This window comes from Streptomyces sp. NPDC051963 (assembly GCF_044593495.1).
Lineage (GTDB): Bacteria > Actinomycetota > Actinomycetes > Streptomycetales > Streptomycetaceae > Streptomyces.
In genome coordinates, this window is record NZ_JBIUCC010000010.1 from 114,376 (window position 1) to 140,192 (window position 25,817).

General features: G+C 71.2%; 25 protein-coding genes. 22 read left to right on the forward strand and 3 right to left on the reverse strand.

Features of this window, described 5'->3' with window-relative positions; genetic code table 11:
- The first annotated feature begins 218 nt into the window (after positions 1 to 218).
- The 10 genes from ACIHFB_RS37425 (at position 219) to ACIHFB_RS37470 (ending at position 9,442) form a co-directional block, all read left to right on the forward strand.
- A complete protein-coding gene (locus ACIHFB_RS37425; RefSeq protein WP_400129250.1) occupies positions 219 to 1,190 on the forward strand; it encodes an aldo/keto reductase in 972 nt (323 codons plus the stop codon).
- A gap of 80 nt (positions 1,191 to 1,270) precedes the next feature.
- The gene (locus ACIHFB_RS37430) at positions 1,271 to 1,822 is read left to right on the forward strand and encodes a helix-turn-helix domain-containing protein (RefSeq protein WP_365282459.1); all 552 of its coding nucleotides are present in this window, start codon (positions 1,271 to 1,273) and stop codon (positions 1,820 to 1,822) included.
- The gene (locus tag ACIHFB_RS37435; protein WP_365282460.1) at positions 1,819 to 3,342 is read left to right on the forward strand and encodes an MFS transporter; all 1,524 of its coding nucleotides are present in this window, start codon (positions 1,819 to 1,821) and stop codon (positions 3,340 to 3,342) included. Before ACIHFB_RS37430 ends, ACIHFB_RS37435 begins: the two co-directional genes overlap by 4 nt.
- 184 nt (positions 3,343 to 3,526) lie before the next feature.
- A complete protein-coding gene (locus ACIHFB_RS37440) occupies positions 3,527 to 3,700 on the forward strand; it encodes a hypothetical protein (protein ID WP_365282461.1) in 174 nt (57 codons plus the stop codon).
- Positions 3,697 to 4,683 carry an AAA family ATPase gene (locus ACIHFB_RS37445; protein WP_400129251.1) on the forward strand — a complete coding sequence of 329 codons (987 nt, stop codon included), beginning with the start codon at positions 3,697 to 3,699 and terminating at the stop codon, positions 4,681 to 4,683. Before ACIHFB_RS37440 ends, ACIHFB_RS37445 begins: the two co-directional genes overlap by 4 nt.
- On the forward strand, positions 4,680 to 5,609 hold the full coding sequence (locus tag ACIHFB_RS37450; protein ID WP_365282463.1) for a DUF58 domain-containing protein: 930 nt from the start codon (positions 4,680 to 4,682) through the stop codon (positions 5,607 to 5,609). Before ACIHFB_RS37445 ends, ACIHFB_RS37450 begins: the two co-directional genes overlap by 4 nt.
- Positions 5,606 to 6,556, forward strand: a complete 951-nt coding sequence (locus ACIHFB_RS37455) for a VWA domain-containing protein (protein ID WP_365282464.1) — start codon at positions 5,606 to 5,608, stop codon at positions 6,554 to 6,556. The genes ACIHFB_RS37450 and ACIHFB_RS37455 overlap by 4 nt, the downstream gene beginning before the upstream one ends.
- Before the next feature lie 30 nt (positions 6,557 to 6,586).
- On the forward strand, positions 6,587 to 7,537 hold the full coding sequence (locus ACIHFB_RS37460; protein WP_365282465.1) for a trypsin-like peptidase domain-containing protein: 951 nt from the start codon (positions 6,587 to 6,589) through the stop codon (positions 7,535 to 7,537).
- Positions 7,538 to 7,547: 10 nt separating this feature from the next.
- Entirely contained in the window at positions 7,548 to 8,216 is a 669-nt protein-coding gene (locus ACIHFB_RS37465; RefSeq protein WP_365282466.1) for a response regulator transcription factor, read from the forward strand.
- Entirely contained in the window at positions 8,213 to 9,442 is a 1,230-nt protein-coding gene (locus tag ACIHFB_RS37470; RefSeq protein ID WP_365282467.1) for a HAMP domain-containing sensor histidine kinase, read from the forward strand. The genes ACIHFB_RS37465 and ACIHFB_RS37470 overlap by 4 nt, the downstream gene beginning before the upstream one ends.
- Before the next feature lie 61 nt (positions 9,443 to 9,503).
- On the opposite strand, the gene ACIHFB_RS37475 is transcribed toward ACIHFB_RS37470, so the two are convergent.
- The gene (locus ACIHFB_RS37475) at positions 9,504 to 10,175 is read right to left on the reverse strand and encodes a lysophospholipid acyltransferase family protein (protein ID WP_365282468.1); all 672 of its coding nucleotides are present in this window, start codon (positions 10,173 to 10,175) and stop codon (positions 9,504 to 9,506) included.
- A 401-nt stretch (positions 10,176 to 10,576) separates the two neighbouring features.
- Between ACIHFB_RS37475 and ACIHFB_RS37480 the strand changes: the two genes are divergently transcribed.
- From ACIHFB_RS37480 to ACIHFB_RS37490, 3 genes are all read left to right on the forward strand, one after another.
- Positions 10,577 to 11,740 (forward strand): glycerophosphodiester phosphodiesterase, encoded by a 1,164-nt coding sequence (locus ACIHFB_RS37480; protein ID WP_365282469.1) that lies wholly within the window; start codon positions 10,577 to 10,579, stop codon positions 11,738 to 11,740.
- A gap of 74 nt (positions 11,741 to 11,814) precedes the next feature.
- Positions 11,815 to 12,321, forward strand: a complete 507-nt coding sequence (locus tag ACIHFB_RS37485) for a sigma-70 family RNA polymerase sigma factor (RefSeq protein ID WP_365282470.1) — start codon at positions 11,815 to 11,817, stop codon at positions 12,319 to 12,321.
- A gap of 44 nt (positions 12,322 to 12,365) precedes the next feature.
- Positions 12,366 to 12,863 carry a GNAT family N-acetyltransferase gene (locus ACIHFB_RS37490; protein WP_365282471.1) on the forward strand — a complete coding sequence of 166 codons (498 nt, stop codon included), beginning with the start codon at positions 12,366 to 12,368 and terminating at the stop codon, positions 12,861 to 12,863.
- Between the two features lie 21 nt (positions 12,864 to 12,884).
- On the opposite strand, the gene ACIHFB_RS37495 is transcribed toward ACIHFB_RS37490, so the two are convergent.
- Both ACIHFB_RS37495 and ACIHFB_RS37500 read right to left on the reverse strand, forming a co-directional pair.
- A complete protein-coding gene (locus ACIHFB_RS37495; protein WP_400129252.1) occupies positions 12,885 to 13,304 on the reverse strand; it encodes a hypothetical protein in 420 nt (139 codons plus the stop codon).
- A gap of 1 nt (position 13,305) precedes the next feature.
- Positions 13,306 to 13,665, reverse strand: coding sequence for a hypothetical protein (locus tag ACIHFB_RS37500; protein WP_365282473.1), 360 nt, complete (start codon positions 13,663 to 13,665; stop codon positions 13,306 to 13,308).
- Between the two features lie 69 nt (positions 13,666 to 13,734).
- Between ACIHFB_RS37500 and ACIHFB_RS37505 the strand changes: the two genes are divergently transcribed.
- From ACIHFB_RS37505 to cobA, 9 genes are all read left to right on the forward strand, one after another.
- On the forward strand, positions 13,735 to 14,382 hold the full coding sequence (locus tag ACIHFB_RS37505) for an HAD family hydrolase (RefSeq protein ID WP_365282474.1): 648 nt from the start codon (positions 13,735 to 13,737) through the stop codon (positions 14,380 to 14,382).
- A 326-nt stretch (positions 14,383 to 14,708) separates the two neighbouring features.
- Positions 14,709 to 15,743 (forward strand): ATP-binding cassette domain-containing protein, encoded by a 1,035-nt coding sequence (locus tag ACIHFB_RS37510; protein ID WP_365282475.1) that lies wholly within the window; start codon positions 14,709 to 14,711, stop codon positions 15,741 to 15,743.
- On the forward strand, positions 15,740 to 16,465 hold the full coding sequence (locus tag ACIHFB_RS37515; protein ID WP_365282476.1) for a methionine ABC transporter permease: 726 nt from the start codon (positions 15,740 to 15,742) through the stop codon (positions 16,463 to 16,465). Before ACIHFB_RS37510 ends, ACIHFB_RS37515 begins: the two co-directional genes overlap by 4 nt.
- A gap of 55 nt (positions 16,466 to 16,520) precedes the next feature.
- Positions 16,521 to 17,351: a MetQ/NlpA family ABC transporter substrate-binding protein gene (locus ACIHFB_RS37520; RefSeq protein WP_365282477.1), complete on the forward strand. Its 831-nt coding sequence runs from the start codon at positions 16,521 to 16,523 to the stop codon at positions 17,349 to 17,351.
- Between the two features lie 5 nt (positions 17,352 to 17,356).
- Positions 17,357 to 18,169 (forward strand): MetQ/NlpA family ABC transporter substrate-binding protein, encoded by an 813-nt coding sequence (locus ACIHFB_RS37525; protein WP_365282478.1) that lies wholly within the window; start codon positions 17,357 to 17,359, stop codon positions 18,167 to 18,169.
- 137 nt (positions 18,170 to 18,306) lie between these two features.
- Positions 18,307 to 18,930, forward strand: a complete 624-nt coding sequence (locus tag ACIHFB_RS37530; protein ID WP_365282479.1) for a GNAT family N-acetyltransferase — start codon at positions 18,307 to 18,309, stop codon at positions 18,928 to 18,930.
- A 114-nt stretch (positions 18,931 to 19,044) separates the two neighbouring features.
- Positions 19,045 to 20,265, forward strand: a complete 1,221-nt coding sequence (cbiE, locus tag ACIHFB_RS37535; RefSeq protein ID WP_400129253.1) for a precorrin-6y C5,15-methyltransferase (decarboxylating) subunit CbiE — start codon at positions 19,045 to 19,047, stop codon at positions 20,263 to 20,265.
- A gap of 368 nt (positions 20,266 to 20,633) precedes the next feature.
- Positions 20,634 to 24,362 carry a nicotinate-nucleotide--dimethylbenzimidazole phosphoribosyltransferase gene (cobT, locus tag ACIHFB_RS37540; protein WP_400129254.1) on the forward strand — a complete coding sequence of 1,243 codons (3,729 nt, stop codon included), beginning with the start codon at positions 20,634 to 20,636 and terminating at the stop codon, positions 24,360 to 24,362.
- A gap of 203 nt (positions 24,363 to 24,565) precedes the next feature.
- On the forward strand, positions 24,566 to 25,798 hold the full coding sequence (gene cobA, locus ACIHFB_RS37545) for a uroporphyrinogen-III C-methyltransferase (protein WP_400129255.1): 1,233 nt from the start codon (positions 24,566 to 24,568) through the stop codon (positions 25,796 to 25,798).
- Positions 25,799 to 25,817: the final 19 nt, after the last annotated feature.

Consider the following 25,817-nt stretch of genomic DNA (forward strand, 5'->3'; position numbering starts at 1 on the left):
TCTGAGGCGATCACGCCGCGCTCATCGCGGACCACGTTGGTCAGGAGCGGTAGGGCACGCCGCCAAGGGGCGCGGGGAACTGCGCGAGCACGCACGACGTACCCGCACCCGCCAGCGCGCCGCACCCCCCGAGCTCCGAGGCGCCCCCGCCTCACCGAAGGTCATCGCGGGTTACGTTGGTCAGGAGCCGTACCGGACCTGACCGAACGGAGCCCGCGATGCCCTTTGCCCGGCTGGCCACAGCAACGACCCCCACGTGCCACATCGGACTCGGCCTCGCCGCAATCGGCCGCCCCGGCTACATCAACCTCGGCCGGGACGAAGACCTCGGAGAGAACCGCAGCGTCGAAACGCTGCGCACCCGCACCCACGAACTCCTCGACGCCGCCTACTTCCAGGGCGTCCGCTACTTCGACGCGGCCCGCTCCTACGGCCGTTCGGAGGAGTTCCTCGCCGACTGGCTGAACGCCCGCCCCGACCTCGACGACATCGTCGTCGGCAGCAAGTGGGGCTACACCTACACCGCGGGCTGGTCCACCGACGCCGAGCAGCACGAGGTCAAGGACCACGGCGTCGCGACGTACGAGCGGCAGCGCGCCGAGACCGGCTCTCTGCTCGGCGACCGGCTCGACCTTTACCAGATCCACTCGGTGACCCCGGACAGCCCGGCCCTCACCGACAAGGAACTCCACGCCAAGCTCGCCGAGGCCGCCGCCCAGGGCCTGACCGTCGGCTTCTCCACCAGCGGCCCCGCCCAGGCCGACGCGATCCGGGCCGCGCTCGCCGTGACGGTCGACGGCGAACCCCTCTTCCGCACCGTCCAGTCCACGTACAACGCCCTGGAGACCTCGGCCGGCCCTGCCCTCGCCGAGGCCCATGACGCCGGGCTCACGGTGATCGTCAAGGAGGCCATGGCGAACGGACGGCTCGCGGAACCGTATGCGCCGGACGCGCTGAAGGCCGTAGCGGAAGAAACGTCTCTGGGGTGCGATGCCGTAGCCCTTGCGCTGGTCCTGCGCCAGCCGTGGGCCGGTGTCGTCCTCTCCGGCGCCGCGACCGTCGTCCAGCTCGCGTCCAACCTGCACGCCGCCGTCGTGGACCTCGACGAGGAACAGCTGTCCCGGCTGACCGAGCTGGTCGAGGAGCCGCCCGCGTACTGGGAGCGGCGCGGGCAGCTGCCCTGGCACTGAGGGACTGAAGGGTCCAGATGGCGTGAGACGTGCATGCCCAGGATGAGACAGATGTGTCTCACGTGGGTTATGGTTGTCTCATGGCCGTCGACCGTGACCACATGCTGCGCAGCGCAGCCGCCCTGCTCACCCGGAAATCCACCGCGACCATGGACGAGGTCGCCAAGGCGGCCGGGATCAGCCGGGCCACGCTGCACCGCCACTTCGCCGGGCGTGACGCACTCGTCCGGGCCCTGGAAGCGCTGGGTATCGAGGAGTGCGAGGCCGCGCTCGACGCGGCCCGCCTCGACGACGGCAGCGCGAGTGACGCCGTACGGCGGCTCATCCGCGAGATAGAGCCCGCGGCCAAACTGCTCGCGTTCCTCTACACCGAGAACCAACTGTTCGAGGGCGACGGGCAGAACGAGGGCTGGAACCGCATCGACGTCCGGATCGCCGGCCTGTTCCGGCGCGGCCAGGACTCCGGCGAGTTCCGCATCGACCTCACCCCTGCCTGGCTCACCGAGGCGCTGTACGGCCTGATGGCCTCCGGCGCCTGGGCCGTCCAGGAGGGCAGGGTCGCGGCCAACGACTTCACGCACATGATCGCCGAGTTGCTGCTCGGCGGCGCAGTACGGAGAGAGGAACCATGACCAGCACCTTGCAGCCGGCGAACACGACCGAGGCGGTGAGGCGCCCCGGCCGTTGGCTCGCGCTGTCCGTCCTCGTGCTCGCCGTGCTGCTGGTGGCCGTCGACGCGACCGTCCTCGGTCTCGCGACCCCCTACATCAGCGAGGACCTGAAGCCCTCGGGCACCCAGCTCCTGTGGATAGGCGACGTCTACTCGTTCGTGATCGCCGGACTGCTCGTCTCCATGGGCAGCCTCGGCGACCGCATCGGCCGCAAGCGGATCCTGCTCGTCGGCGCCGCGGCGTTCGGCGCGATATCCGTGCTCAACGCCTATGCGACGACGCCGGAGATGATGATCGCGGCCCGGGCGCTGCTCGGTGTCGCGGGCGCGACGCTGATGCCCGCCACCCTCGCCCTGATCCGCAACCTCTTCCACGACCCGCGCGAACGCAGCCTCGCCGTCGGCATCTGGGGTGCGACCGCCTCCGCCGGTACGGCCGTCGGGCCGATCGTGGGCGGCTTCCTGCTCGAACACTTCTGGTGGGGCTCGGTCTTCCTGATCAACCTGCCCGTGATGGCGGTCCTGGTCGTCGTCGGCATCAAGATGCTGCCGGAGTCCCGCAATCCGAATCCGGGCCCGTGGGACCTGGCCAGTGTCGTGCTGTCGCTCGTCGGCATGGTCGCGATCGTGTACGCCGTGAAGGAGGCCGCGACCCACGGCTTCACCGGGGAGACGGTCGCCGCGGGCGCGCTGGGCGCGGCCTCGCTGTACTGGTTCGTGCGCCGCCAACTCACCCTGCCGACCCCACTGCTGGACATGCGGCTGTTCCGCAAGCGCGGCTTCAGCGGGGCGGTCCTGGCCGACCTGCTGACCATCCTCGGTCTGTCGGGGCTGGTGTTCTTCCTCTCGCAGTATCTGCAACTCGTCCAGGGCCGGGGTCCGTTCGAAGCGGGCCTGGCCGAACTGCCCGCCGCGATCGGGGCGGTGGCGGCCGGTCTGATCGCCGGTCGCACGGCCCGGCGCTTCTCCGTGCGCGCCGTCGTCGCCGGCGGCCTCGCGGCGGTCGGCCTCGCACTGGCCGCGCTGACGGTGATCGACCAGTCCACGGGCTATCCACTGCTGGGCGCCGCGCTGCTGGTCGTAGGCATCGGCGCCGGATTCTCCTTCACCGTCACCGCAGACGTCATCCTCTCCAGCGTGCCCAAGGAACAGGCGGGCGCGGCATCGGCGGTCTCCGAAACGGCGTACGAACTGGGCGCCGCCCTGGGCATCGCCGTCCTCGGCTCGATCGTCACGGGCGTCTACCGGGGCTTCGCCGGCCCGGCGGGCACTCCGGACGCGGCGCACGAGTCGCTGGGCGGTGCGGTGGAGGCGGCGGCGGGCATGCCGGCGCAGTCGGGGGAGGCGATGCTGGAGGCGGCCCGCCAGTCCTTCGTGGACGGACTCGCCATCGCGGCGGGCGCGGGCGCGGCAGTCCTGCTCGCGGCGGCGGCAGCAGCATGGTTCCTGCTCCGCAACCAACGGCTGGACAACGCCGGCTAGGGGCGCGGGGCTGTATCGATATGCGGCTCCGCCGCGTGGGCGCGACCAGCCACCGACGACCCGCACCCGCGAACCGGCCCCAACCAGCCCCCACAGTCCGCGGCTTTACCCCCCTTTTCGGCTGCGCCTGATGGTCTTGGCTCCGTACCCGACGTCGTCCCCACGGCCGAAGGAGCCACAGATCATGACACGACGTACACGCAAGTTCCTCGTCATCGGCGCAACCCTCACCGCCCTCACCCTGGCCGGAGGCGCCACCGCGCTCGCCGCCGACGGAGATGAGGCGCCGCGCGGGCAGGTGAGGTTCGTCGTCACGGAACACGGCGACTGCCCGGAGAAGGGCAGTTCGGCGCTGTGAGCCCCGCAACCCCCGAGGACAAGCTCCTCGAAGAGGCCCTCTTCGAGGTCAAGAGGGTGATTGTCGGTCAGGACCGCATGGTGGAGCGGATGTTCACCGCGGTGCTGGCCCGCGGCCACTGTCTGCTGGAGGGCGTGCCGGGCGTCGCCAAGACCCTCGCCGCGAAGACGCTCGCCCATGTCGCCGGCGGACGCTTCACGCGGCTCCAGTTCACCCCCGACCTCGTCCCGTCCGACATCACCGGCACCCGGATCTACCGTCCGTCCCGGGAGGCGTTCGACATCGAACCCGGGCCGGTGATCGCCAATGTCGTCCTCGCCGACGAGATCAACCGCGCCCCCGCCAAGGTGCAGTCCGCGCTCCTGGAGGTCATGGGGGAGCACCAGGTCTCCATCGGCGGCACCACCATCCCCGTCCCCGAGCCGTTCCTCGTGCTCGCCACCCAGAACCCGATCGAGTCCGAGGGCGTCTACCGCCTCCCCGAGGCCCAGCGCGACCGTTTTCTGCTCAAGGTGGACGTGGCCACGCCCAGTGAGTCCGAGGAACTCGCCATCCTCTACCGGATGAGCGTCGACCCGCCCCGCCCGCGCCGCGTCCTCACCCTCGAGCAGCTGATCACCCTCCAGCGCACCGTGGACCAGGTGTTCGTGCACCACGCGGTCGCCGAGTACGCCGTACGACTGGTCTGCGCGACCCGCGAACAGGCGGGCCCGGAGCGGAGGCTGGCGCACGGCGCGGGCCCGCGTGCCACGCTCGGCCTGGTCGCGGCGGCTCGCGCGCTGGCCCTGCTGCGGGGCCGCAGTTATGTACTCCCGGCCGATGTCGGCGACCTGGCGCACGAGGTCGTCGCGCACCGTCTGGTGCTGTCCTTCGACGCGCTCGCCGACGGCATCGAACCCGGCGCGATCGTCGACGAGGTCCTGGCGGCGGTCGAGCAGCCCCGCATCAGCCCGCGCCAGGCCGCCGAGGAGGAAGCGGCATGAGCAGCACACCGACGCTCCGCGAACTCACCCCCGAACAGGCCCTGAAACACCTGGAACTGATCTTCACCCGTCGCCCCGACGGACTGCTCCAGGGAGACCACTCCGCCCTCCACCCCGGTCCAGGCAGCGAAGTCTCCGAGAGCCGCCCGTACATCGTCGGCGACGACGTACGCCGCATGGACTGGAACGCCACCGCCCGCACCACCGTCCCCCATGTCCGGCTCACCCTCGCCGACCGTGAACTCACCACCTGGATCGTCCTCGACGCCTCCGCCAGCATGGACTTCGGCACCGCCCGTATGGAGAAACGGGACCTCGCGGTGGGCGCGGCCGCGGCCGTCGCGTTTCTCACCGAGCGGGCCGGCAACCGGCTCGGCGCGCAGATCACCGGACCGTCCGGCAGCCGGCGGATACCGCCGCGCACCGGACGCCACCACCTGCTGACGATCCTGCGCGCCGCCCTCGACCGGCCCCGGGTGAGCCCGGGCCTCCCCGAACACACCCTCGCCGACGCCCTGGCCGCCCTGCGCGCGCTGCCCGCCCGCGGGCTCGTCGCCGTCGTCTCCGACTTCCTGGAGACGGGCTGGGAGCAGCCGCTGCGTGTCGCGGCCCGTCGCCACCAGGTGCTCGCCGTGGAGATCGTCGACCCGCGCGAGATGGAGCTGCCCGCCGTCGGACTGCTCACCGTCGTCGACCCGGAGACCGGACGCAGGCGTGAAATCCCCACCCATGCAAGGGGGTTGCGCGAACGGTACGCCGCTGCCGCGCAGGAGCAGCGGGCCGTCATCAAGCAGTCCATCCGCCGCGCGGGCGCCGCCCATCTCAGGCTCCGCACCGACCGGGACTGGGTGAAGGACATCGCTCGGTACGTCGAGGACCAGCGGCGCCGAGCGGGAGGCGGCCCCTCGCGCGAGGAGATCCGATGAGTCTGCGTTCGCCCGGCTGGCTGCTGCTCCTGGTGCCGCTCGCCGGACTGATCGGCGCGTATCTGCTGGTGCAGCGCAGGCGCCGCCGCTACGCCGTCCGGTTCACCAACCTCGATCTGCTCGACAAGGTGGCGCCCCATCGGCCGGGGTGGCGGCGGCATGTCCCGGCCGCTGCCTTCTGCGCCATGCTCGGGCTGCTGATCGTGGGGTTCGCCCGGCCGACCACCGAGGTCCAAGTGGAGCGGGAACGGGCCACCATCGTCATCGCCTTCGACGTCTCCGCCTCCATGGAGGCCACGGACGTGGAGCCGACCCGTTTCGCGGCCGCCCGGCGCGCGGCCCTCGCCTTCGTCGACCAGCTGCCGGAACGGTTCAACGCGGGGCTGGTGCCGTTCAGCGGCTCGGCGACGGTGGCGGTGGCGCCGACGACCGACCGTACGGTGCTGCGTACGGCGATCGAGCGGCTCACGACCGCCGAGGGCACGGCCATCGGCGAGGCGGTGGTCGCGTCCCGCGACGCGGTCCGCACGCTCGACAAGCAGGCCGAGACCCAGCCTCCACCCGCCCATATCGTGCTGCTCTCCGACGGCTCCAACACGGCGGGCCGCTCCGTGGAGTCGGCCGCCCGGGAAGTGGCCGCCGACCGCATCCCCGTCTCGACCATCGCGTACGGCACGGAGGACGGCAGCATCGACCTGCCCACCGGCGACAGCGTCCCGGTCCCCGTCGACGGACCGGCACTCCAGCGGCTCGCCTCCACCACCGGCGGCGACTTCCACGAGGCCGCGACGGGAGAGGAACTCCAGGAGGTGTACGAGGACATCGGCAGCTCCGTCGGCCATCGCACCGAGGAACGTGAGATCTGGCAGTGGTTCGTGGCCGCCGGCCTCATCACCGCCCTGGCCGCCGCCGCGACCTCGCTGCTCTGGTTCTCCCGGCTGCCCTGACCGGACCCATTCACCGACGTTGGAGGAACGATGCCCGACCAGTCGTACACCGGCCCTCCCGGCTCCCCGGGTCCGGTGCCCGGTTCCTCTCACCCGTCCGACGCATCCCCCGTCCCCCACACCGGCCTGGGCGAGCCCCGCGGTCCCGCCTTCCTGCCCGGCCGGCCACCGGTACCTTTCGACGTCGCCGCCCCCGGACAGACCCCGGCCGTCACCCACGCCACTTCGCAATCGCCGCCCCCGTCCCCTCCCCGCACCACCACCCGCCGCCCCCTCACCGCCGCGGTCCTCGCCGCCGTCCTCGCGGGCGGGTGCGCCGGATACGTCGCCGGAGCCTTCGGAGACCGCGATCCCGCAGCCCCGATCGCCACCGCCGCCTCCGGCGACCTCGAAGCCGTGGCGGCCCGCGTTCTGCCCAGCGTCGTCTCCGTGGTGACCGCGTCCGGACAGGGGTCGGGGTTCGTGTTCGACGAGCGGGGGCGGATCCTCACCAACGCGCATGTCGTGGAGGGCAGTTCACGGGTGTCCGTCGAGTTCCAGGACGGACGGAGGCTGAGCGCCGAGGTGATCGGCGACGATCCCGCGCATGACGTGGCCGTGCTGGAGCCGGAGACCGGGCGGGGGCTGCGGGCCGCCGAGCTGGCCACCGTCGGCCGTCCGGCCGTCGGCGACACGGTCCTCGCGATCGGCTCCCCGCTCGGCCTGAGCGGCACCGTCACCTCCGGCATCGTGAGCGCCCTGGACCGGGCCGTGACCCTGGGGGAGGGTGCCGGGAGGCAGCAGCGCGCCCTCCAGACCGACGCCTCGATCAACCCCGGCAACTCCGGCGGCCCGCTCGTCGACGACGACGGACGGGTCATCGGCATCAATACGGCCATCGCGACGTTGGACCAGCAAAGGGGCGGCTCCATCGGCATCGGCTTCGCGATCCCCGTGGCCGACGCGGCGGACGCCGCGCAGACCATCATCGACGGTGGGTAGGTGGTCGTACATGAGACTGCTCGTGGTCGAGGACGAGGAGGACCTGGTCGTCGCGCTCAAGGTCGGGCTGGTCAGGGCGGGGTACGCCGTCGATGTCGCCCCGGACGTCGACACCGCGACCGAGAAGCTCGCCGTCAACGACTACGACCTGGTCCTGCTGGACCTCAACCTGCCCGACGGGGACGGCTTCTCGGTGTGCCGTGCCATCCGCACCACCCCCGGCGGCCCCCGCATCCTGATGCTCACCGCCCGCGACCGGCTCGCCGACCGGGTGCGCGGCCTCGACGAGGGCGCCGACGACTACCTCGTCAAACCCTTCGCCCTGCCCGAACTCCTCGCCCGTATCAGGGCGTTGCTCCGCCGCGAGGACGGCGGCACCTCGGTCGTCGAGGTCGGCGAACTCCGGCTGGACACCGCCCGCTTCGAGGCGTTCCGCGGCGCCCGCCAACTCCAGCTCACCCCCAAGGAGTTCGGCGTCCTGCACTATCTGATGACCCGCCCCGGACGCGTCGTACCGACCGAGGAGCTGTTGGAGCACGTGTGGGACGAGCACGCCGACCCGTTCACCAACACCGTGCGTGTCACGGTCGGTTCGCTGCGCCGGAAGATCACCGGTGAGGAGGAGCCGCTCATCGAGACGGTGATACGGCAGGGCTACCGGCTGAAGGAGACGTCATGAAGCGCCCGCGCCTTCTCCGCCGCTTCCGCCTGCCGGCCTTCACCCACACCATCCGCTTCCGCCTCACCGTCCTGTACTCCGGACTCCTCTTCGTCCTCACCGCGCTCGTCCTGGGCGGCACCTACCTGGCCGTGGAACGCAGCGGCGAGGCACACCCCGTCACCAACCAGTTCTCCGTCACGAAGATCAGGGACGGTCAGGAGATCGGCGAGTTCGACGCGGTGAAGGTCCAGGAGGTGGAGGCGGCCGTCAACTACGAGACCCTCGCCAACCTCCGCCGCTTCTCCCTCGGCCTGCTGGGCGGCCTCGCCGTCGCCAGCCTCGCCATCGGCTGGGTCCTCGCCGGCCGCGCCCTGCGCCCCGTGCGCTCCATCTCCCGTACGGCCGCCGAGATCCAGGCCACCGACCTCTCCCAGCGCATCCGCCTGGGCGGCCCCAAGGACGAGCTGCGCGACCTCGCCGACACCGTCGACTCCATGCTCGACCGGCTCGACGAGGCGTTCCGCGCGCAGCGTCAGCTCATCGACGACGCCTCCCACGAGCTGCGCAGCCCGCTCGCCATCATCCGCGCCAATGTGGACGCCGTCCTCACGGCCGAGGAGTCAGACGAGGAGGAGCGGCGCATCGCCGCCCGCAGCGTCGACCGGGCCACCACCCGGATGACCCGTCTCGTCGAGGACCTGCTCGCCACCGCCCGCCGCAGCGCGCCCGCCCTCGCCGACGCCGATGTCGACCTGGCCGCCGCGGCGTCCGAGGCCTGCGAGGACTTCGCCCCCCTCGCCGTCGAACGCGGCCTCACCCTGCACCGCCGCCTCGCCACCGGCCTGACCGTCATCGGCGACCACGACGCCCTGCGCCGCGCCGTCGGCAACCTGCTCTCCAACGCCGTACGACTGTCCCCGCCCGGCACCCTCATCACGGTCGCGGCGGGCCGGACGGAGGGCTGGCTCTGGGTGGCGGTTCGGGACGAGGGCCCCGGCATCCTCGACGACGACCAGTCCCGAGTCTTCGACCGCTTCTGGAGAGCCAAGGGCAACGGCGGCAACCGCGACCGGCACGCGGGCCTGGGCCTCGCCATTGTCCGCCAGATCGTGGAGTCACACGGCGGTCAGATCCGCCTGTTCTCCAGAGTGGGCGAGGGCTCGACGTTCGTGCTGTGGTTTCCCGCACCGGGTGCCGAACGCACGAGCGGCGGCCCGCCTGATGGGCGCGGAGCGCCCTTCTAGGGGCGCGGGGAACTGCGCGACCAGCCACCGCGGACCGGCACCCGACACACGACCCGCCGGGCTACGCCGCCTTCGCCTTCGTTGCGTACATGTCGACGTACTCCTGCCCCGACAACCGCATGACCTCAGCCATCACGGAGTCGGTCACGGCCCGCAGCACATACCGGTCGCGGTCCATCCCCTCGTACCGCGAGAACTCCATCGCCTCACCGAAGCGGACGGTCACGCGGCCGGGCCGCGGAATCCCCGCACCCCCCGGCTGCAACTTGTCCGTGCCGATCATCGCGAACGGCACGACCGGCGCACCCGTCATCAGCGTCAGCCGTGCGATACCCGTGCGGCCTCGGTACAGACGTCCGTCGGGCGAGCGCGTGCCCTCGGGGTAGATGCCGAAGACCTTGCCCTCCTCGAGGATCCGGCGTCCGGTCATCAGCGCGGCCACACCGCCGTTGGCCCCGTCCCGGTCCACGGGGATCATGCCGACGCCGGTGAAGAACCAGGCCATCAGCCGGCCCTTGAAGCCCTTGCCGGTGACGTACTCGTCCTTGCCGATGAAGAGGACCTGGCGGTCGCAGACCAGCGGCAGCACGATCGAGTCGATGAACGTGAGGTGGTTGCCGGCCAGGATGACCGGGCCGTCTCCCGGGATGTGCTCCGCGCCCTCCACCCGTGGGCGGAACATCAGGCGCATGATCGGTCCGAGCACTGCCTTGATGAGCACGAAGCGGGACAACGGGCCCTCCGGGGTCAAGAGGATGGTGAGGGATCTGTATAAGTCTGTGCAGGTGAGGACGATACTCGCGGTCCCCGGGGTAGCGCACATCGGGATTGTCGGGTTCACCGAGGTCTTACGCACTGTTGACCCAGGTTTACCTGCGGTGGCGTCCCGTTGCGCGCCGGTAATCCGCCCGGAACGATGTGACGGAGGTCGCGCGACCGCCGGGGAGGGGAGCCTCTAACCGTGGCAACTGAGCGTCTACCCGGAACGATGCGCCCGATGCCGACGAACCATCAGAACTCTGTCCCCATGCGACATCAGGCGTCACCCCCGTGTTCCCGCCCCGGTCTCCCGTTCGTCATGTGCACGCACTTACGATCGGCCCGCAGTGACGGGTCGATCGAGGGATGGCGCATATGGGGACGCAGGAGTCGAACGAGCAGGGGCGCGGGACCGGACGACGGGCAGTGCTCGGCGCGGCGGTGCTCGGCGCGGGCGGAGCGGTTCTCGGCCTGCCCGGTACGGCGAGCGCCGACGCCCGGCACGGGGGCGGCGGTGTGAGGAGCCTGCCCGTACCGACGATCATCGGCCACCGGGGTGCCAGCGGCTACCGGCCGGAGCACACCTTCGGCTCGTACCAGCTGGCCCTCGACATGGGCGCCCACATCGTCGAGGCCGGTGACCTGGTGCCCACCAAGGACGGTCACATCGTCTGCCGCCACGAGCCGGAGATCGGCGGCACCACGGACGTCGCCGACCACCCCGAGTTCGCGAGCCGCAGGACGACCAAGCTCCTCGACGGCGTCTCCACCACCGGCTGGTTCACCGAGGACTTCACGCTCGCCGAGCTGAAGACCCTCCGCGCGAAGGAGCGCATCCCGGCCAACCGCCCGCACAACAACCTGTACAACGGCCGCTGGGAGATCCCCACTTTCGAAGAGGTGCTCCAGTGGCAGGACGAGCAGACCCGCAAGCGCGGCAAGCAGGTCTGGATCTACCCCGAGACCAAGCACCCCACCTACTTCCGCAAGCTGGGCCTGGGCCTGGAGGAGCGGCTCGCCAAGCTGCTGCGCAAGTACGGCAAGGACAAGAAGAACTCGCCGGTCATCATCCAGTCCTTCGAGCCGAGCAGCATCCAGCGCCTGAACAAGCTGGTGGGCAACCCGCTCGCGGTGCTGCTGGACGCGGCGAACACCCGCCCCTTCGACTTCGTCGAGGCCGGTGACCCGCGTACGGTCGCCGACCTCGTCAAGCCCGAGGGCCTGAAGTGGATCGCCTCCTTCGCGAACGGCATCGGCCCGACGCTGGACCTGATCATCCCGAAGGACGCGAACGGCTACCTCACCAAGCCGACCACGCTGGTCAAGGACGCCCACGCGGCGGGCCTGATCCTGCACCCGTACACCCTGCGCAACGAGAACCCCTTCCTCCCGGCGGACTTCCGCAAGGGCACCGACGCGGACGCCTACGGCGATGTCTTCGGCGCCTACAAGGTGTACTTCGCGACCGGCATCGACGGCGTGTTCACCGACAACGCCGACACCGGTCTGCTGGCCCGCCAGGACTTCGTCAACGGCTGAGCCCTCCACCCCGGTTGGGGTGACTTCCGGCCGCCCGGGCAACCCGCCGCCCGGGCGGCCGCGTCGTGCTGCATATGACGTACGAGCTGGTTACCGCACTGCGCCCGCTGCTCGCCGCCGAGGCCTCCGCGGAGGCACATGCCGCCGGAACCGAGGCCGGCGACCTGGAGCAGGCGGTGTGGCTCCGCCTACTGGAGCACCTGGACGCCGAGGGTCCGCCGCGCGACCCCCAGCGCTGGCTCCGCCAGGCCGTCCGCTCCGAGGCCCGCCGCACCCGCCGTACGAACCGACACGAACGGCCGTACGACACCGAACCCGCCGACCCGGCCGACCACGGCCCGGAACACCTCGCCCTCACCGCCGCCCGCCACCGCGCCCTGCGGGACGCCGTGCGCCGCCTGCCCGGCCGTTGCCCCCGCCTTCTGGAAGCCCTCTTGTCGCCGAAGGACCTCACATACCGGGAAATCGCGGGGGAGTTGGGTATCTCACAGGGCAGTCTCGGTCCGGAACGTTCCAGATGCCTGGGATGTCTGCGTCGATTGCTCACCCCGGAGGTTGCGGCTCGCGAAGCGCGGGGATAGGAACGAGGAACAACAGGCGACAGGTGAGCGGGAGGCGTGCACACATGGGCATGAGCGTGACCATCTCCGTGGCGGCCGAGCAGGATGCCGAGCAGATCTTCCGGCTCCAGTACCTCTGCTTCCAGAGCGAGGCGGCGCTGTACGGCAACTACCGCATCGACCCGCTGGTCCAGCCACTGGACTCGGTGCGTGAGGAGGTCGCCAAGGACTGCGTCTTCGTCGCGCGCCTCGGCGACGAGGTGGTCGGCTCGGTCCGCGGCGCGCTCACCGACGACGGCGCCGCCGCCATCGGCAAGCTCTGCGTCCACCCTCGGCTCCAGGGCCACGGCATCGGCGCACGGCTCCTGCGCGCGGCCGAATCGGCCCTCGCCGAGCAGCACGGCGCCAAGAGGTTCCGCCTCCACACGGGCCACCGCAGCGAGGGCAACCTGCGGCTGTACCGCAAGGTGGGCTACCAGACGGTGGGCACGTCGAGGGGCGAGGACGGGGTACCGATGATCGTCCTGGAGAAGGCGGCGGGTTCCTACGCGGCGACTGCGTGACCGGCGGCGCTCGGGCGATGATCAGCCAGGCTGGTCGCCCCGCGCCTTCCGCAACCAGTACATGGCCGTCAACGGCAGCAGCACCGGGATGAAGAGATAGCCCATCCCGTAGTCCGACCACACGGTCGCATCGGGGAACGCGGACGGCTCGACCAAGGTCCACGTGCCGACCACGAGCACACCCAGAAGCTCCGCGGCACAGCACACCAGCGCCGCCTTGCGGGCCGTCTCCCCACCGCGCACCAGCGAGTACGTGATGAAGCCGTACACCAACCCGGCCACAGCGGACAGCGAGTACGCCAGCGGCGCATGGTCGAACTCCGTCGAGATCTGCACGGCCGAGCGCGACACCGCACCGACGACCATCACGCCGTAGAACCAGACCAGCAGCATGCCGGGCCCGCTGATGAGCCGGGTCCGCTTCTCCTCCACGGCCGTCATCTCAGCCTCCCCAGATGTCATAGAGCCGCACCTCAAGAACCGCCAGCACCACACCACCGGCCGCGACGGTGATCGAACCCCACCGCGTCCGCTCCGCCAACGACATGAACCCCGCCGCCGGGATGCAGGCGAACGCACCCAGCAGATACGCGACGAAGATCGTCGTACCCTGCTCCGGCTCCTCGCCCCGCGCCAGCTGCACGATCCCGATCACCAGCTGGACCAGGGCCAGCACCGACACCACGGCCATCCCGATGAAGTGCCAGTCCTTGGTCGGCTGATCTCGGTACGCCGCCCAGCCGCACCACGCGGCGAGCAGCAGCGCGGCGAGACCGGTCGCCGGCGTCAGGGCATCAAGCATGCGGCGAGCCTATTACGGGCCAAAAGGCCTGATGCGGCCGCCCCCGGCGGGCACCGTAGGGTCGAGGACATGAAGATCCGTGCACAAGCCCTCCTGTTCGACAACGACGGCACCCTCGTCTCCTCCCTCGCCTCCGTGGACCGCTGCTGGGCGCGCTGGGCGGAGGAGTACGGCATCACGGAGGAGTTCGGCAGGGTCGAGCTGCACGGACGCCCGGCCGTCGAGATAGTCGCCGACCTGCTGCCCGCCGACGTGGTGCCGCAGGCCCTCGCGCGCATCGAGGCGATGGAGGTCGAGGACGTGCCCAACGGCGGCGTGCGGTTGCTGCCCGGCACGAGGGACTTCCTCGACTCGCTGCCGGCCGACCGCTGGGCCGTCGTCACCTCCGCCACCCGGCGGCTCGCCGAGGCCCGGCTCGACGCGGTCGGGATCCTCCCCAAGACCATGGTCACCGCCGACGACATCAGGCGCGGCAAGCCCGACCCCGAGCCCTACCTCCTCGCCGCCCGCGAACTGGGCATCGACCCGGCCCACTGTGTGGTCTTCGAGGACGCCCCCGTGGGCCTCGCGGCGGGTCGCGCCGCCGGAATGACCACCGTGGCGTTGGCCACAACCCACCAGGCCCACGAGCTCGACGCCGACCTGGTCGTGCCGGACCTCTCCGCCCTGTCCGCGCTGGTCACCGACGGGGGAGTGGAGATCTCCGTCCGCCGCTGACACCCGTCCGCCGCTGTCCATCATGCGGACAGCGGCGCTCGGTAAGGACCGTACGTCTGGTTTACTGATCGCATGACCACGACGAGCATCCGCATCCCTGCGACCGAGGCGACCCTGACGCCCGGTGCTCGTTGTATGTGTCGCACGTGCCGAATGTGCGCCTTCTAGAGGGCCCCCGCACCACCCCCTGAGCTCGCGCCCCGAAGCGAGCCGCCGTGGCATGTCCGTACGCCCATTGCCGTACGTGACCACACTGCCCGCGCACATCTCCTCTCCCGTGCGAGGGCACACCCACGCCCGCGTACTCGACAGTGACGGAAACCCCAGTGATCACCACATCCGGCCTGACAAAGGTCTACCGCGGCCGCGGACGTGAGGTGACCGCCCTCGACGGCGTCGATCTCCACGTCCGCGAAGGCGAGGTGTACGGCGTCATCGGCCAGTCCGGCGCCGGCAAGTCCTCGCTCATCCGCTGCATCAACCTCCTGGAGCGCCCCACCGCCGGCACGGTCACCGTCGCCGGCCGGGACCTCACCGCGCTCGCCGGGCGCGGACCGCGCGCCGGCAAGGAGCTGCGGCAGGCGCGCAGCCGTATCGGCATGGTCTTCCAGCACTTCAACCTGCTGTCCTCCCGGACCGTGCAGGACAACGTCGAGCTGCCGCTCGAAATCCTCGGCACCTCGGGGAAGGAACGCAGCCGCAAGGCACTTGAGCTGTTGGACCTGGTGGGTCTGGCGGACAAGGCCAAGGCCTACCCCGCCCAGCTGTCCGGCGGTCAGAAGCAGCGCGTCGGCATCGCCCGCGCCCTGGCCGGCGACCCCAAGGTGCTCCTCTCCGACGAGGCCACCAGCGCCCTCGACCCCGAGACCACCCGCTCGATCCTCCAGCTGCTGCGCGACCTGAACCGGCAGCTGGGCCTGACCGTCCTGCTCATCACCCACGAGATGGACGTCGTGAAGTCGATCTGCGACTCGGCCGCACTCATGGAGAACGGCCGCATCGTCGAGTCCGGCACGGTCAGCGAGCTGCTCGCGACCCCCGGCTCCGAACTGGCCGCCGCGCTGTTCCCCGTGGGCGGCGAGGCCACCGGCGACGACCGCACCGTCGTCGACGTCACCTTCCAGGGCGAGGCCGCCACCCAGCCGGTCATCTCCCAGCTCTCGCGCACCTACAACGTCGACATCTCGATCCTCGGCGCCGCCATCGACACCGTCGGCGGTCTCCAGGTCGGCCGGATGCGCATCGAACTGCCCGGCCGCTACGAGGACAACGTCGTGCCGATCGGCTTCCTGCGCGAACAGGGCCTGCAGATTGACGTACTGGGCCAGGAGCCCGTACTGCTGAAGGAAGGTGCCAAGTGACCTGGTCCGAGATGCAGCCCCTGCTGGAGCAGGCGTGTTGGGACACCCTCTACATGGTCGGCTGGTCCACGCTCATCGCCGTCGTCGGCGGCCTTCCGCTCGGCGTCCTGCTGGTCCTCACGGACCGGGGCGGTCTGCTCCAGAACGTCGTCGCCAACAAGGTGATCGGGCAGATCGTGAACGTGGCCCGTTCGATGCCGTTCATCATCCTGATGGTCGCGCTGATGGGCTTCACCCGCTCGATCACCGGGACGACCATCGGCCGCGAGGCCGCCATCGTGCCGCTCGCCATCGGTGCCATCCCCTTCTTCGCCCGGCTCGTCGAGACGGCCGTCCGCGAAGTGGACGGCGGGCTCGTCGAGGCCGTGCAGTCGATGGGCGGCAACACCTGGACGATCGTCCGCAAGGTCCTCGTACCCGAGTCGCTGCCCTCGCTGATCGCCAGCACTACCACCACGATCGTCGCCCTCATCGGCTACTCCGCGATGGCCGGCACGGTCGGCGCCGGCGGCCTCGGCGACATCGCCATCCGCTACGGCTACCAGCGCTTCGAGACCGAACTGATGTGGTTCACCGTCGCGATCCTCGCCGTCGTCATCTCACTCATCCAGTTCGCCGGCGACTACGCGGCCCGCTCCCTGCACCGCCGCGGCGGTGTCTCGGGCCCGGCGCCGAGGCTACGGCTGCTGAAGGCGTCCACGGCCACCAGCAAGACCGTCTGAAGACTCCCCGTAACACCCAGCACGGGGTCGTACCACCACAGGAAAGGCACTTTTCGTGCGTAACACCGCCAAGATCACCACCGCTGCCCTCGCTGCCGGAGCCCTCACCCTCGGACTCTCCGCCTGCGGCTCGGACAACGACACCGCCGACGCCGACGCGCCGCTGACCGTCGCCGCCACGCCCACACCGCAGGGCGAGATCCTGACCTACGTCAAGGACAACCTGGCGAAGAAGGCCGGCCTCGAACTCGAGGTCAAGGAGTTCACGGACTACGTGACGCCGAACACGGCCGTCCAGCAGGGCGAGGTCGACGCCAACTACTTCCAGCACCAGCCGTACCTGGACGACTTCAACAAGAAGAACGGCACCGACATCGTCGCCGTGCCCGACGCCACGGTGCACCTGGAGCCGCTCGGCGTGTACTCGCAGGGCGTCAAGAAGCTCGCGGACCTGGCCAAGGGCGCCACCATCGCCCTGCCGAACGACACCACCAACGAGGCCCGCGCGCTGAAGCTGCTGGAGACCAACGGCGTGATCAAGCTCAAGGCGGGCGTCGGTTACGCAGCGACCCCCAAGGACATCGCCTCCAACCCCAAGAACCTCCAGTTCAAGGAGCTTGAGGCGGCCCAGCTGCCGCGCTCCCTCGGTGACGTCGACGCCGCCGTGATCAACGGCAACTACGCGCTGGAGGCCGACCTCAGCCCGGCCGAGGACGCCCTCGTCGCCGAGTCGCCGAAGGACAACCCGTACGGCAACTTCCTCGCCGTGAAGAAGGGCGACGAGGACGACCCGCGCGTCCGGAAGCTGGCCGAGCTGCTCACCTCGCCCGAGGTGAAGAAGTTCATCCAGGACAAGTACGACGGCGCCGTCGTCGCGGCCTTCTGATCGCCATGAAGCACCGAAACGTACTCCTGACGGCCACGCTGGCCCTCGGCCTGACGCTCACCGCCTGCGGCTCCTCCGAGAGCGACGACGACACCCTCGTCGTCGGCGCCACCGCCGTCCCGGCCGGCGAGGTCCTGACGTACATCAAGGACAACCTCGCCGAGAAGGCCGGCCTCGACCTGGAGATCAGGGAGTTCACGGACTACGTCCTGCCGAACACCGCGCTCCAGGAAGGCTCGCTCGACGCGAACCTCTACCAGAACGAGCCCTACCTGGACGACTTCAACGAGTCCAAGGGCACCGACCTGGTCCCGGTCGTGGACGCCTATCTGCCGCCCATGGGCGTCTACTCGAAGAAGGTCACGGACGTCACGAAGCTCGCCGACGGAGCCACCGTCGCCGTGCCGAACGACACCACCAACGAGGGTCGCGCCCTGAAGCTGCTCGCCTCCAAGGGCGTCATCACGCTCAAGGACGACGCGGGCACGGACGCGTCCCCCGCGGACATCGCCGAGAACCCCAGGCACCTGGAGTTCAAGGAGCTGGAGCCCGCCCAGCTGCCGCGCTCGCTCGACGACGTGGGCGCCGCGGTCATCAACAACAACTACGCCCAGGACGCGGGCCTCAGCCCCACCGAGGACGCGATCCTGCTGGAGTCGGCGAAGGACAACCCCTACGCCAACCTCTTGGCCGTGAAGCGCGGCAACGAGGACGACCCCCGGATCGAGAAGCTCGCCAAGCTCCTCGTCTCGTCCGATGTGAAGAAGTTCATCGAGGACAAGTACCAGGGCTCGGTACTGCCGGTGACAAACGGCTGACGTATACGGCGTATCACCACGCACGGGGTCGGCTCCTCGAACCGGAGTCGACCCCGTGGTGCGCCTCGGTGGTTTCATGCTGCATGCTGGGCAGTTCAGCAGGCCCCGCAGGTTTTCCGAAGGTTACGGAGTGGCGCATGACTAGCACCTTCCCCAACATCTCCATCAGCACGGAGCGGTTGGTGCTGCGCCCCCTCGACGAGGACGACGTGTCCGCGCTGGCCGAGATGATGAACGACGAGATGGTCACCGCCTGGACCTCGGTGCCGTACCCCTACACCCACGCCCATGCACGCGCCTGGGTCACCGAGCAGGCCCCCGCCGAACGCACCGGCGGCCGCGGCATCGTCTTCGCGGTCACCGAGTTCCTCACCCAGCGGCTCGTCGGCATCGTGCACCTCCAGAACACCGACTGGCGAGTCCGTGCCAGCGAGCTCGCCTACGTCATCGCCCCCTGGGCCCGCGGCGAGGGCTACGCCTCCGAAGCGGCCCTCGCCACCGCCCAGTGGCTGTTCAACGACCAGAAGTTCGAGCGTCTGGAACTGCGCACCGCCGCCGACAACACCGCCTCCCAGCAGGTCGCCCAGAAGATCGGGTGCATCAGCGAGGGCGTCCTGCGCAACGCCTGGATAGCCCGCAGCAGAACCGACAGCGGCGACTGGGCCGACGTACGCACCGATGTGATCGTGTGGAGCCTCCTGCCGGAGGACCTCGCGGGCGTCGGCGACGGTGGGTTCACCACGTTCGCCGACTGGAACTGAGCACCTGGCGGCCACCACCCTCGCGGGTCTCCTGGCGCCACCAGGTACTCTCACGGAGCCCGGGTACGGGCCCACCCCTGACGACCTGCGCAAATCCTCTGGAGACTGACGAAGATGGCCGACCGGGTCACGGTGATCGGCTGGGACGGTTCGCCCCTGACCGCCGCGGCACGCTCGGCCCTGGGCGCCGCCACGCTGGTGGCCGGAGCCCCCCACCACCTGGCGCTGCCCGAGGTGCCGCACACCGCCGAGCGGATCCGACTCGGCAGCGTCGCCCTCGTCGCCCGCCGCGTCGCCGGACACCGCGGCACCGCGGTCGTGCTCGCCGACGGCGACCCGGGCTTCTTCGGTGTCGTACGGACCCTGCGCGCACCCGAGTTCGGCCTTGAGGTCGAAGTCGTCCCCGCCGTCTCCTCCGTGGCCGCCGCCTTCGCCCGCGCCGGAATGCCCTGGGACGACGCCCACGTGGTCGTCGCACACCGCCGCACCCTGCGACGCGCGGTCAATGTGTGCCGCGCCCACACCAAGGTCGCCGTCCTCACCTCACCCGGCGCCGGACCCGCCGAACTCGGCCTGCTCCTCGAAGGTGTCCACCGCACCTTCGTGATCTGCGAGGAACTGGGCACTGACCGCGAACGGGTCACGATCCTCACCTCCGACAAGGCCGCCGACCACACCTGGCGCGACCCGAACGTCGTCATCGTCATGGGCGGCCCCGCCGGCCCCGCGGTCGCCGAGGGCGGGGGCTGGATCGCCGGCCGTGACCCGGCTGCCGCCGGCCCGCGCGGCTGGACGCTGCCCGCCGAGGCGTACGGCGGTCTCATGGGGGAAGGCGAACTGGAACCGCTCCGCGCGGCCCAACTCGCCCGTCTCGGCCCGCGCGTCGGCGACCTCGTGTGGGACATAGGCTGCGGCAGCGGCGCCTTCGCCGTCGAGTCCGCCCGCGCCGGTGCCGCCGTCATCGCCGTGGACAGCGCGATCGAGGCCTGCGCCCGCACCGAGTCCGCCGCCCGGCACCACGGCGTCCAGCTCCAAGTCGTGCACGGCAGCGCTCCGCACGTCCTGGAGAACCTCCCCGAGCCGGATGTCGTCCGGGTCGGCGGCGGGGGAGCGGCCGTGGTCTCCGCGGTCGCCGACCGCCGCCCGCAGCGCATCGTCGCCCACGCGGCGACCCGTGACGCCGCCGAACTCGTCGGTCGCGACCTGACGGAACACGGCTACCAGGTCGAGTGCGCCCTGCTGCAGTCCGTCGAACTCGACACGCGGGCCTGGACGGAGCGGGAACGGAGCGTCGCGTTCCTGCTCAGCGGGGTTCTGCCGGAGCGCTCGGGCTGATCCCGATCTCGTCCCCGTGATCCTGTTGTCGTACCGCGCGCGGTAGGCTGGCCGATCGTTGTACCGCTCTCGGTCACCCGGCGCTTCGTCGGTCAATGTCCGGAAAGCGCACCCGTTTTGGGGTGGCTGTGGTACGGCAGAACCGGAGGACGCGCAACGTGGCGCAGTCCACAGCGGCCTCGTCGCGGATCACGCTGACGTGACGGGGGAACGGCCGCGACAATGCCAGTTAATGGCTTTGTCGTCATTTGTCGACGGGTCGTTCGTGCCGCTGGGCACGCACGCTCGTTCTTCACTACGGGGGCGGTCGGTGCGCCGTCCCCGGTGAGCAGGTCGTGGAAGCACTAACCGATGGGCGAGGGGTACGCATGACCGACACCGGCCAGGTCCCGGGCGAGGGGCTGCCGGAGAACGCAGGCATGGTGGAGCAGCCGAGCGCCCCCGCGCACGGTGCGTACACCTACCTCTCCGAAGCCACCGCCGAGGACGAAGACCTGTTGCTGCTGCCGGGCGCCCAGGGCGCGTGGGGCAACGAGGTGCCGCCGCCCGTGCCGGAGCCGGTCGTCGAGACCGTCCACGAGCCGGGCCCGCACGAGACGGCAGGCCGCGACAGCGGCAATGTCGACCTCAGCGGTATCCGTCTACCCCATCTGACGCCGCCGCCGGTCTCGGTGGCGCCCCAGGCTGCCGCGGCGCCCTCGACGCACCGCCGCCCGCTGCACATGGGCCCGCCGACCCCCGACCAGTCCGCCAGCCCGGTCCGCTCCCTCGCCGACCGAGGCCCCGCGGGCAGGCCGGCCCGCCAGCCCGGCGTGCCCGCCGCCGGCCCCGAGTACCTCGACGCCCCACAGCTCCGCGAGACAGCCCCACAGGGCGCGTCCCCCTGGGGCGCCCCGGCGCCGGGCACGGTACAGGCCCCGGTGCATACCGAGGCACCCCCTGCGGAAACGGTTGTCCCGACCGTCGAGCCCAGTGCGGCCCCGGAGGGCGGCGAGCCGCTGTACGGCGGGGACGCCGTGCAGATGTACGGGGCGGACGGTGGTCCGATTCCGGCGGGCGGGGCTGAGCCGGACGCCGGTCGGCTGCACGGAGACGCTGCCGGTCCGATCGGTGACGTGCCCGGAGCTCCGGCTCCCGAATTCGGTGCCGGTGGACCGCAGGACGGGCCGGCACCGGAGGGCGTGACTGCACCCGAGGGCGGTCAGGAGGCCGGCGTTGAGTCCGGCTCCTATGCCGGGCCGGTGGCCGAGGACCTTGCGGTTGTGGATGCCGGGCAGGAGCCCGAGGGTTCCGCGGTTCTGGATGCCGGACAGCTGCCCGAGGGTTCCGCGGTTCTGGATGCCGGACAGCTGCCCGAGGGCTCTGCGGTTCTGGATGCCGGACAGCTGCCCGAGGGGTTGGTGATTCCCGAGGCAGTGCCGGTGGCCGAACCTCCGTCGGCTCCGGAAGCCGAGTACTTGCCCGGTATGGCCGCCGCCCCGGATGCCGCTCAGGTTCCGCTGACCGAGGCCGTCCCGGACGCCGGGCTCCCCGAAACCGGGCACCCTGTGGAGGTCGCCCCCACCGAGGACGCCGGTCAGGGCCTGGTTGCCGTACCGGCACTGGACGACGCCGAGCCGGTGCAGGCCGCGGAAACGGGAGTACCCGAAGCCGTGCCCGCCGCGGAAGCCACCGCCCCCGAGACGGTGCACGCTCCCGATCCGGCCGTACCCGAGGCCGAGCCGGCCCTGTCAACTCCCGCGCCGCTGCCCCCCGATCTGGGCGTGGACTTCCCCGCGGCACCGGAAGCCGTGCAGCCCCTGCCGCCCGCCGACGTCGAGCAGCACCTCGTGCAGGATCCGCACGAGCAGCCGGTCGCCGAGGCACCCCACACGCAGGGCCCGCAACACGCGACCCCGCACGAGCCCCTCGCCGTCGTGCAGCCGGAGATGCCGGACGCCGAGACGGCCGACGCGCAGGACATGGTCGTAGCCATGCCGATGCCGATCGAGGACGCCGAGGAAGTGGCCCCGGCCGAAGCCGTCGACGAGCAGGCCCCGTTCGAGGCGCCCGCAGGTGTCCCCTTGGAGCCCCTGGCCGAGGAGGAGCCGCTGGGCGAGTTCGTCCCGGTGGACGGCTCGGTGCCGACGACCCCGCACCTCGCGCCGACGCCCCCGCACCCGCTCCGGTTCCCGTCGGACGAGCACCAGGACCCGCAGCAACAGGAACCCGTGGTGGTCGTCCCCGCCCCGCGCGAGGGAGACGCCGAGCCCCTGGCGGCGGAGCCCGAACCCGAACTCGTACAGCACGCGGAGGACCTGGACACCAGGGCCGCCGACCTTGAAGAAAGCACGGCCGCAGTGGCAGAAACACGAGAGTCCACCGGCCCGGCCGCGCCCGCCTACGAGGACGCCGAGCGCGAGGCCGTCCTCAAGGTCATGCGCGAGCGTCGCGACATCCGCAACGGCTTCCGCAGCGACCCCATCCCGCACGAGGTCCTGCTCCGCGTCCTGGAGGCGGCGCACACCGCCCCCTCCGTGGGCCACTCGCAGCCCTGGGACTTCGTGGTCATCCGCTCGGCGGAGACCCGGCGCACGATGCACGAACTGGCCATGCGTCAGCGCGACGCCTACGCCAAGTCGCTGCCCAAGGGCCGGGCGAAGCAGTTCAAGGAACTGAAGATCGAGGCCATCCTCGACACCCCGGTGAACATCGTCGTCACCGCCGACCCCACCCGCGGCGGCCGTCACACCCTGGGCCGTCACACCCAGCCCCAGATGGCCCCGTACTCCTCCGCGCTCGCGGTCGAGAACCTCTGGCTGGCCGCCCGCGCCGAGGGCCTCGGCGTCGGCTGGGTCAGCTTCTTCGACGAGCGCGAAATGGTCCGCGCCCTCGGCCTGCCCGATCACCTCGAAGTCGTCGCCTACCTCTGTGTGGGCTACGTCGACGAGTTCCCGGAGGAGCCCGAGCTGATGCAGTCGGGCTGGTCCAAGCGCCGCCCGCTGTCCTGGGTCGTGCACGAGGAGACGTACGGCCGTCGCGCACTGCCCGGCGAGGACCCGCACGACCTCCTCGCCGAGACCGTCGCCCAGATCCGTCCGCTCGACGCCAAGGCGCTCGGCGAGGCCTGGGAGCGGCAGAAGCGGATGACGAAGCCTGCGGGCGCGCTCGGCATGCTGGAGATCATCTCCGCGCAGCTGTCGGGCCTGTCCCGGCAGTGCCCGCCGCCGATCCCGGAGCCCGCGGCGGTCGCGATCTTCGCCGGCGACCACGGAGTGCACGCCCAGGGCGTCACCCCCTGGCCGCAGGAGGTCACCGCCCAGATGGTGGCCAACTTCCTCGGCGGCGGCGCGGTCTGCAACGCCTTCGCCGGCCAGGTGGGCGCCGAGGTCTGCGTCGTCGACGTGGGTGTCGCGACCGACCTCCCGGCGACCCCAGGTCTCCTGCCCCGCAAGGTCCGGGCAGGCACGTCCGACATGACCACCGGCCCCGCGATGACCCGCGAGGAGGCCAAGCAGGCCATCGAGGTCGGCATCGAGACGGCCCGCGACCTGGTGGCGGCCGGCAACAAGGTGCTGCTCACCGGCGAGATGGGCATCGCGAACACGACGGCGTCCGCGGCACTGATCTCGGTCTTCACGGACACGGACCCTGCCGAGGTGACGGGCCGGGGCACCGGTATCAACGACGAGACCCTCGCCCGCAAGACCGAGGTCGTCCGCCGCGCCATCGAACTCCACCAGCCGGACCCGGCCGACCCCATCGGCGTACTCGCCGCGGTCGGCGGCTTCGAACACGCGGCGATGGTGGGTCTGCTGCTGGGCGGCGCGTCCCTGCGTACGCCGGTGATCCTCGACGGCGTCAGCGCGGGTGCCGCGGCCCTGGTGGCCCGCGCGATCGCCCCCGAGGTCCTGGCCGCGTGCATCGCGGGCCACCGCAGCGCCGAGCCCGGCCATGTGGCCGCGTTGAACAAGCTGGGCCTGCGCCCCCTGGTCGACCTCGACCTCCGCCTCGGCGAGGGCACCGGCGCCCTCCTCGCGCTCCCGCTGGTCCAGAGCACGGCACGGGCGATGCACGAGGTGGCGACGTTCGACTCGGCGGGGGTAACCGAGAAGTAGGCCGCGCGGCTGTGCCCACCCACCCGCACGTTCGGGGGGCCGGGGGCAGAGCCCCCGGTTTCGGGAAGGGGCGGGCTTGGGGAAGGAAAACCCACCCACCCAAGCCACCCACCGAGCCCGCGCCTTAAAATCCGCACGTCAGGGCCGCTTCAACGCAGCAGCACGCCCGCTGAACCACCGCCTGTCCGAGGAGCCGCACCCTCATGGCCGAACACCCCGCCTACCCCGTGGGCCTCCGCCTCACCGGCCGCAAGGTCGTCGTCCTCGGCGGCGGTCAGGTGGCCCAGCGCCGTCTCCCCGCCCTCATCGCGGCCGGCGCCGACATCACGCTCGTATCGCCCGAGGCGACCCCGTCCGTCGAGGCGATGGCCGAAGCGGGCGAACTCGTCTGGGAGCGGCGCCCGTACGCGGACGGCGACCTGGCCGCCGCCTGGTACGCCCTCATCGCCACCAGCGACCACGACGCCAACGAACGCGCCTCCGCCGAAGCGGAGCGCCACCGCGTCTGGTGCGTCCGCTCCGACGACGCCGACGCGGCCACCGCCTGGACCCCGGCGACCGGCCACAGCGAGGGCGTCACGGTCGCCGTCCTCACGACGGACGCGCGCGGCCGGGACCCCCGCCACACCGCCGCCATCCGCGACGCGGTCGTCGAGGGCCTGCGCGACGGCACGCTGGTCGCCCCCCACCACCGCACCCGCACACCCGGCGTCGCCCTGGTCGGCGGCGGCCCCGGCGACCCGGACCTGATCACCGTCCGCGGCCGCCGCCTGCTCGCCGAGGCCGACGTGGTCATCACCGACCACCTGGGCCCGCGCGATCTGCTCGCGGAGCTGCCGTCCAGCGTCGAGGTGATCGACGCGGCGAAGCTGCCGTACGGCCGGTTCATGGCTCAGGAGGCCATCAACAACGCGCTGATCGAACACGCCAAGCAGGGCAGGTCGGTGGTACGGCTCAAGGGCGGCGACCCCTTCGTCTACGGGCGTGGCATGGAGGAGGTCCAGGCGCTGGCCGAGGCCGGCATCCCGTGCACGGTCGTGCCCGGCATCTCCAGCTCGATCTCGGTCCCGGGCGCGGCCGGTATCCCGGTCACCCACCGGGGCGTCGCCCATGAGTTCACGGTGGTCAGCGGTCACATCGCCCCCGACGACGAGCGCTCCCTGGTCGACTGGCCGTCCGTCGCCCGGCTGACCGGCACGCTGGTGATCCTCATGGGGGTCGGCACGCTCGGCAAGGTCGCCGAGACGCTCATCGCCCACGGCAAGTCCCCGGACACGCCCGTCGCCCTGATCCAGGAGGGCACGACGGCCGGTCAACGCCGGGTCGACGCGACCCTCGCGACGGCCGGCGAAGCGGTGCTCGCCCACGAGGTGAAGCCCCCGGCGGTCATCGTCATCGGCGCCGTGGTCGGCGTAGGCCCGCACACCTCCGAGTAACCCCGGGTAACAGAACCCG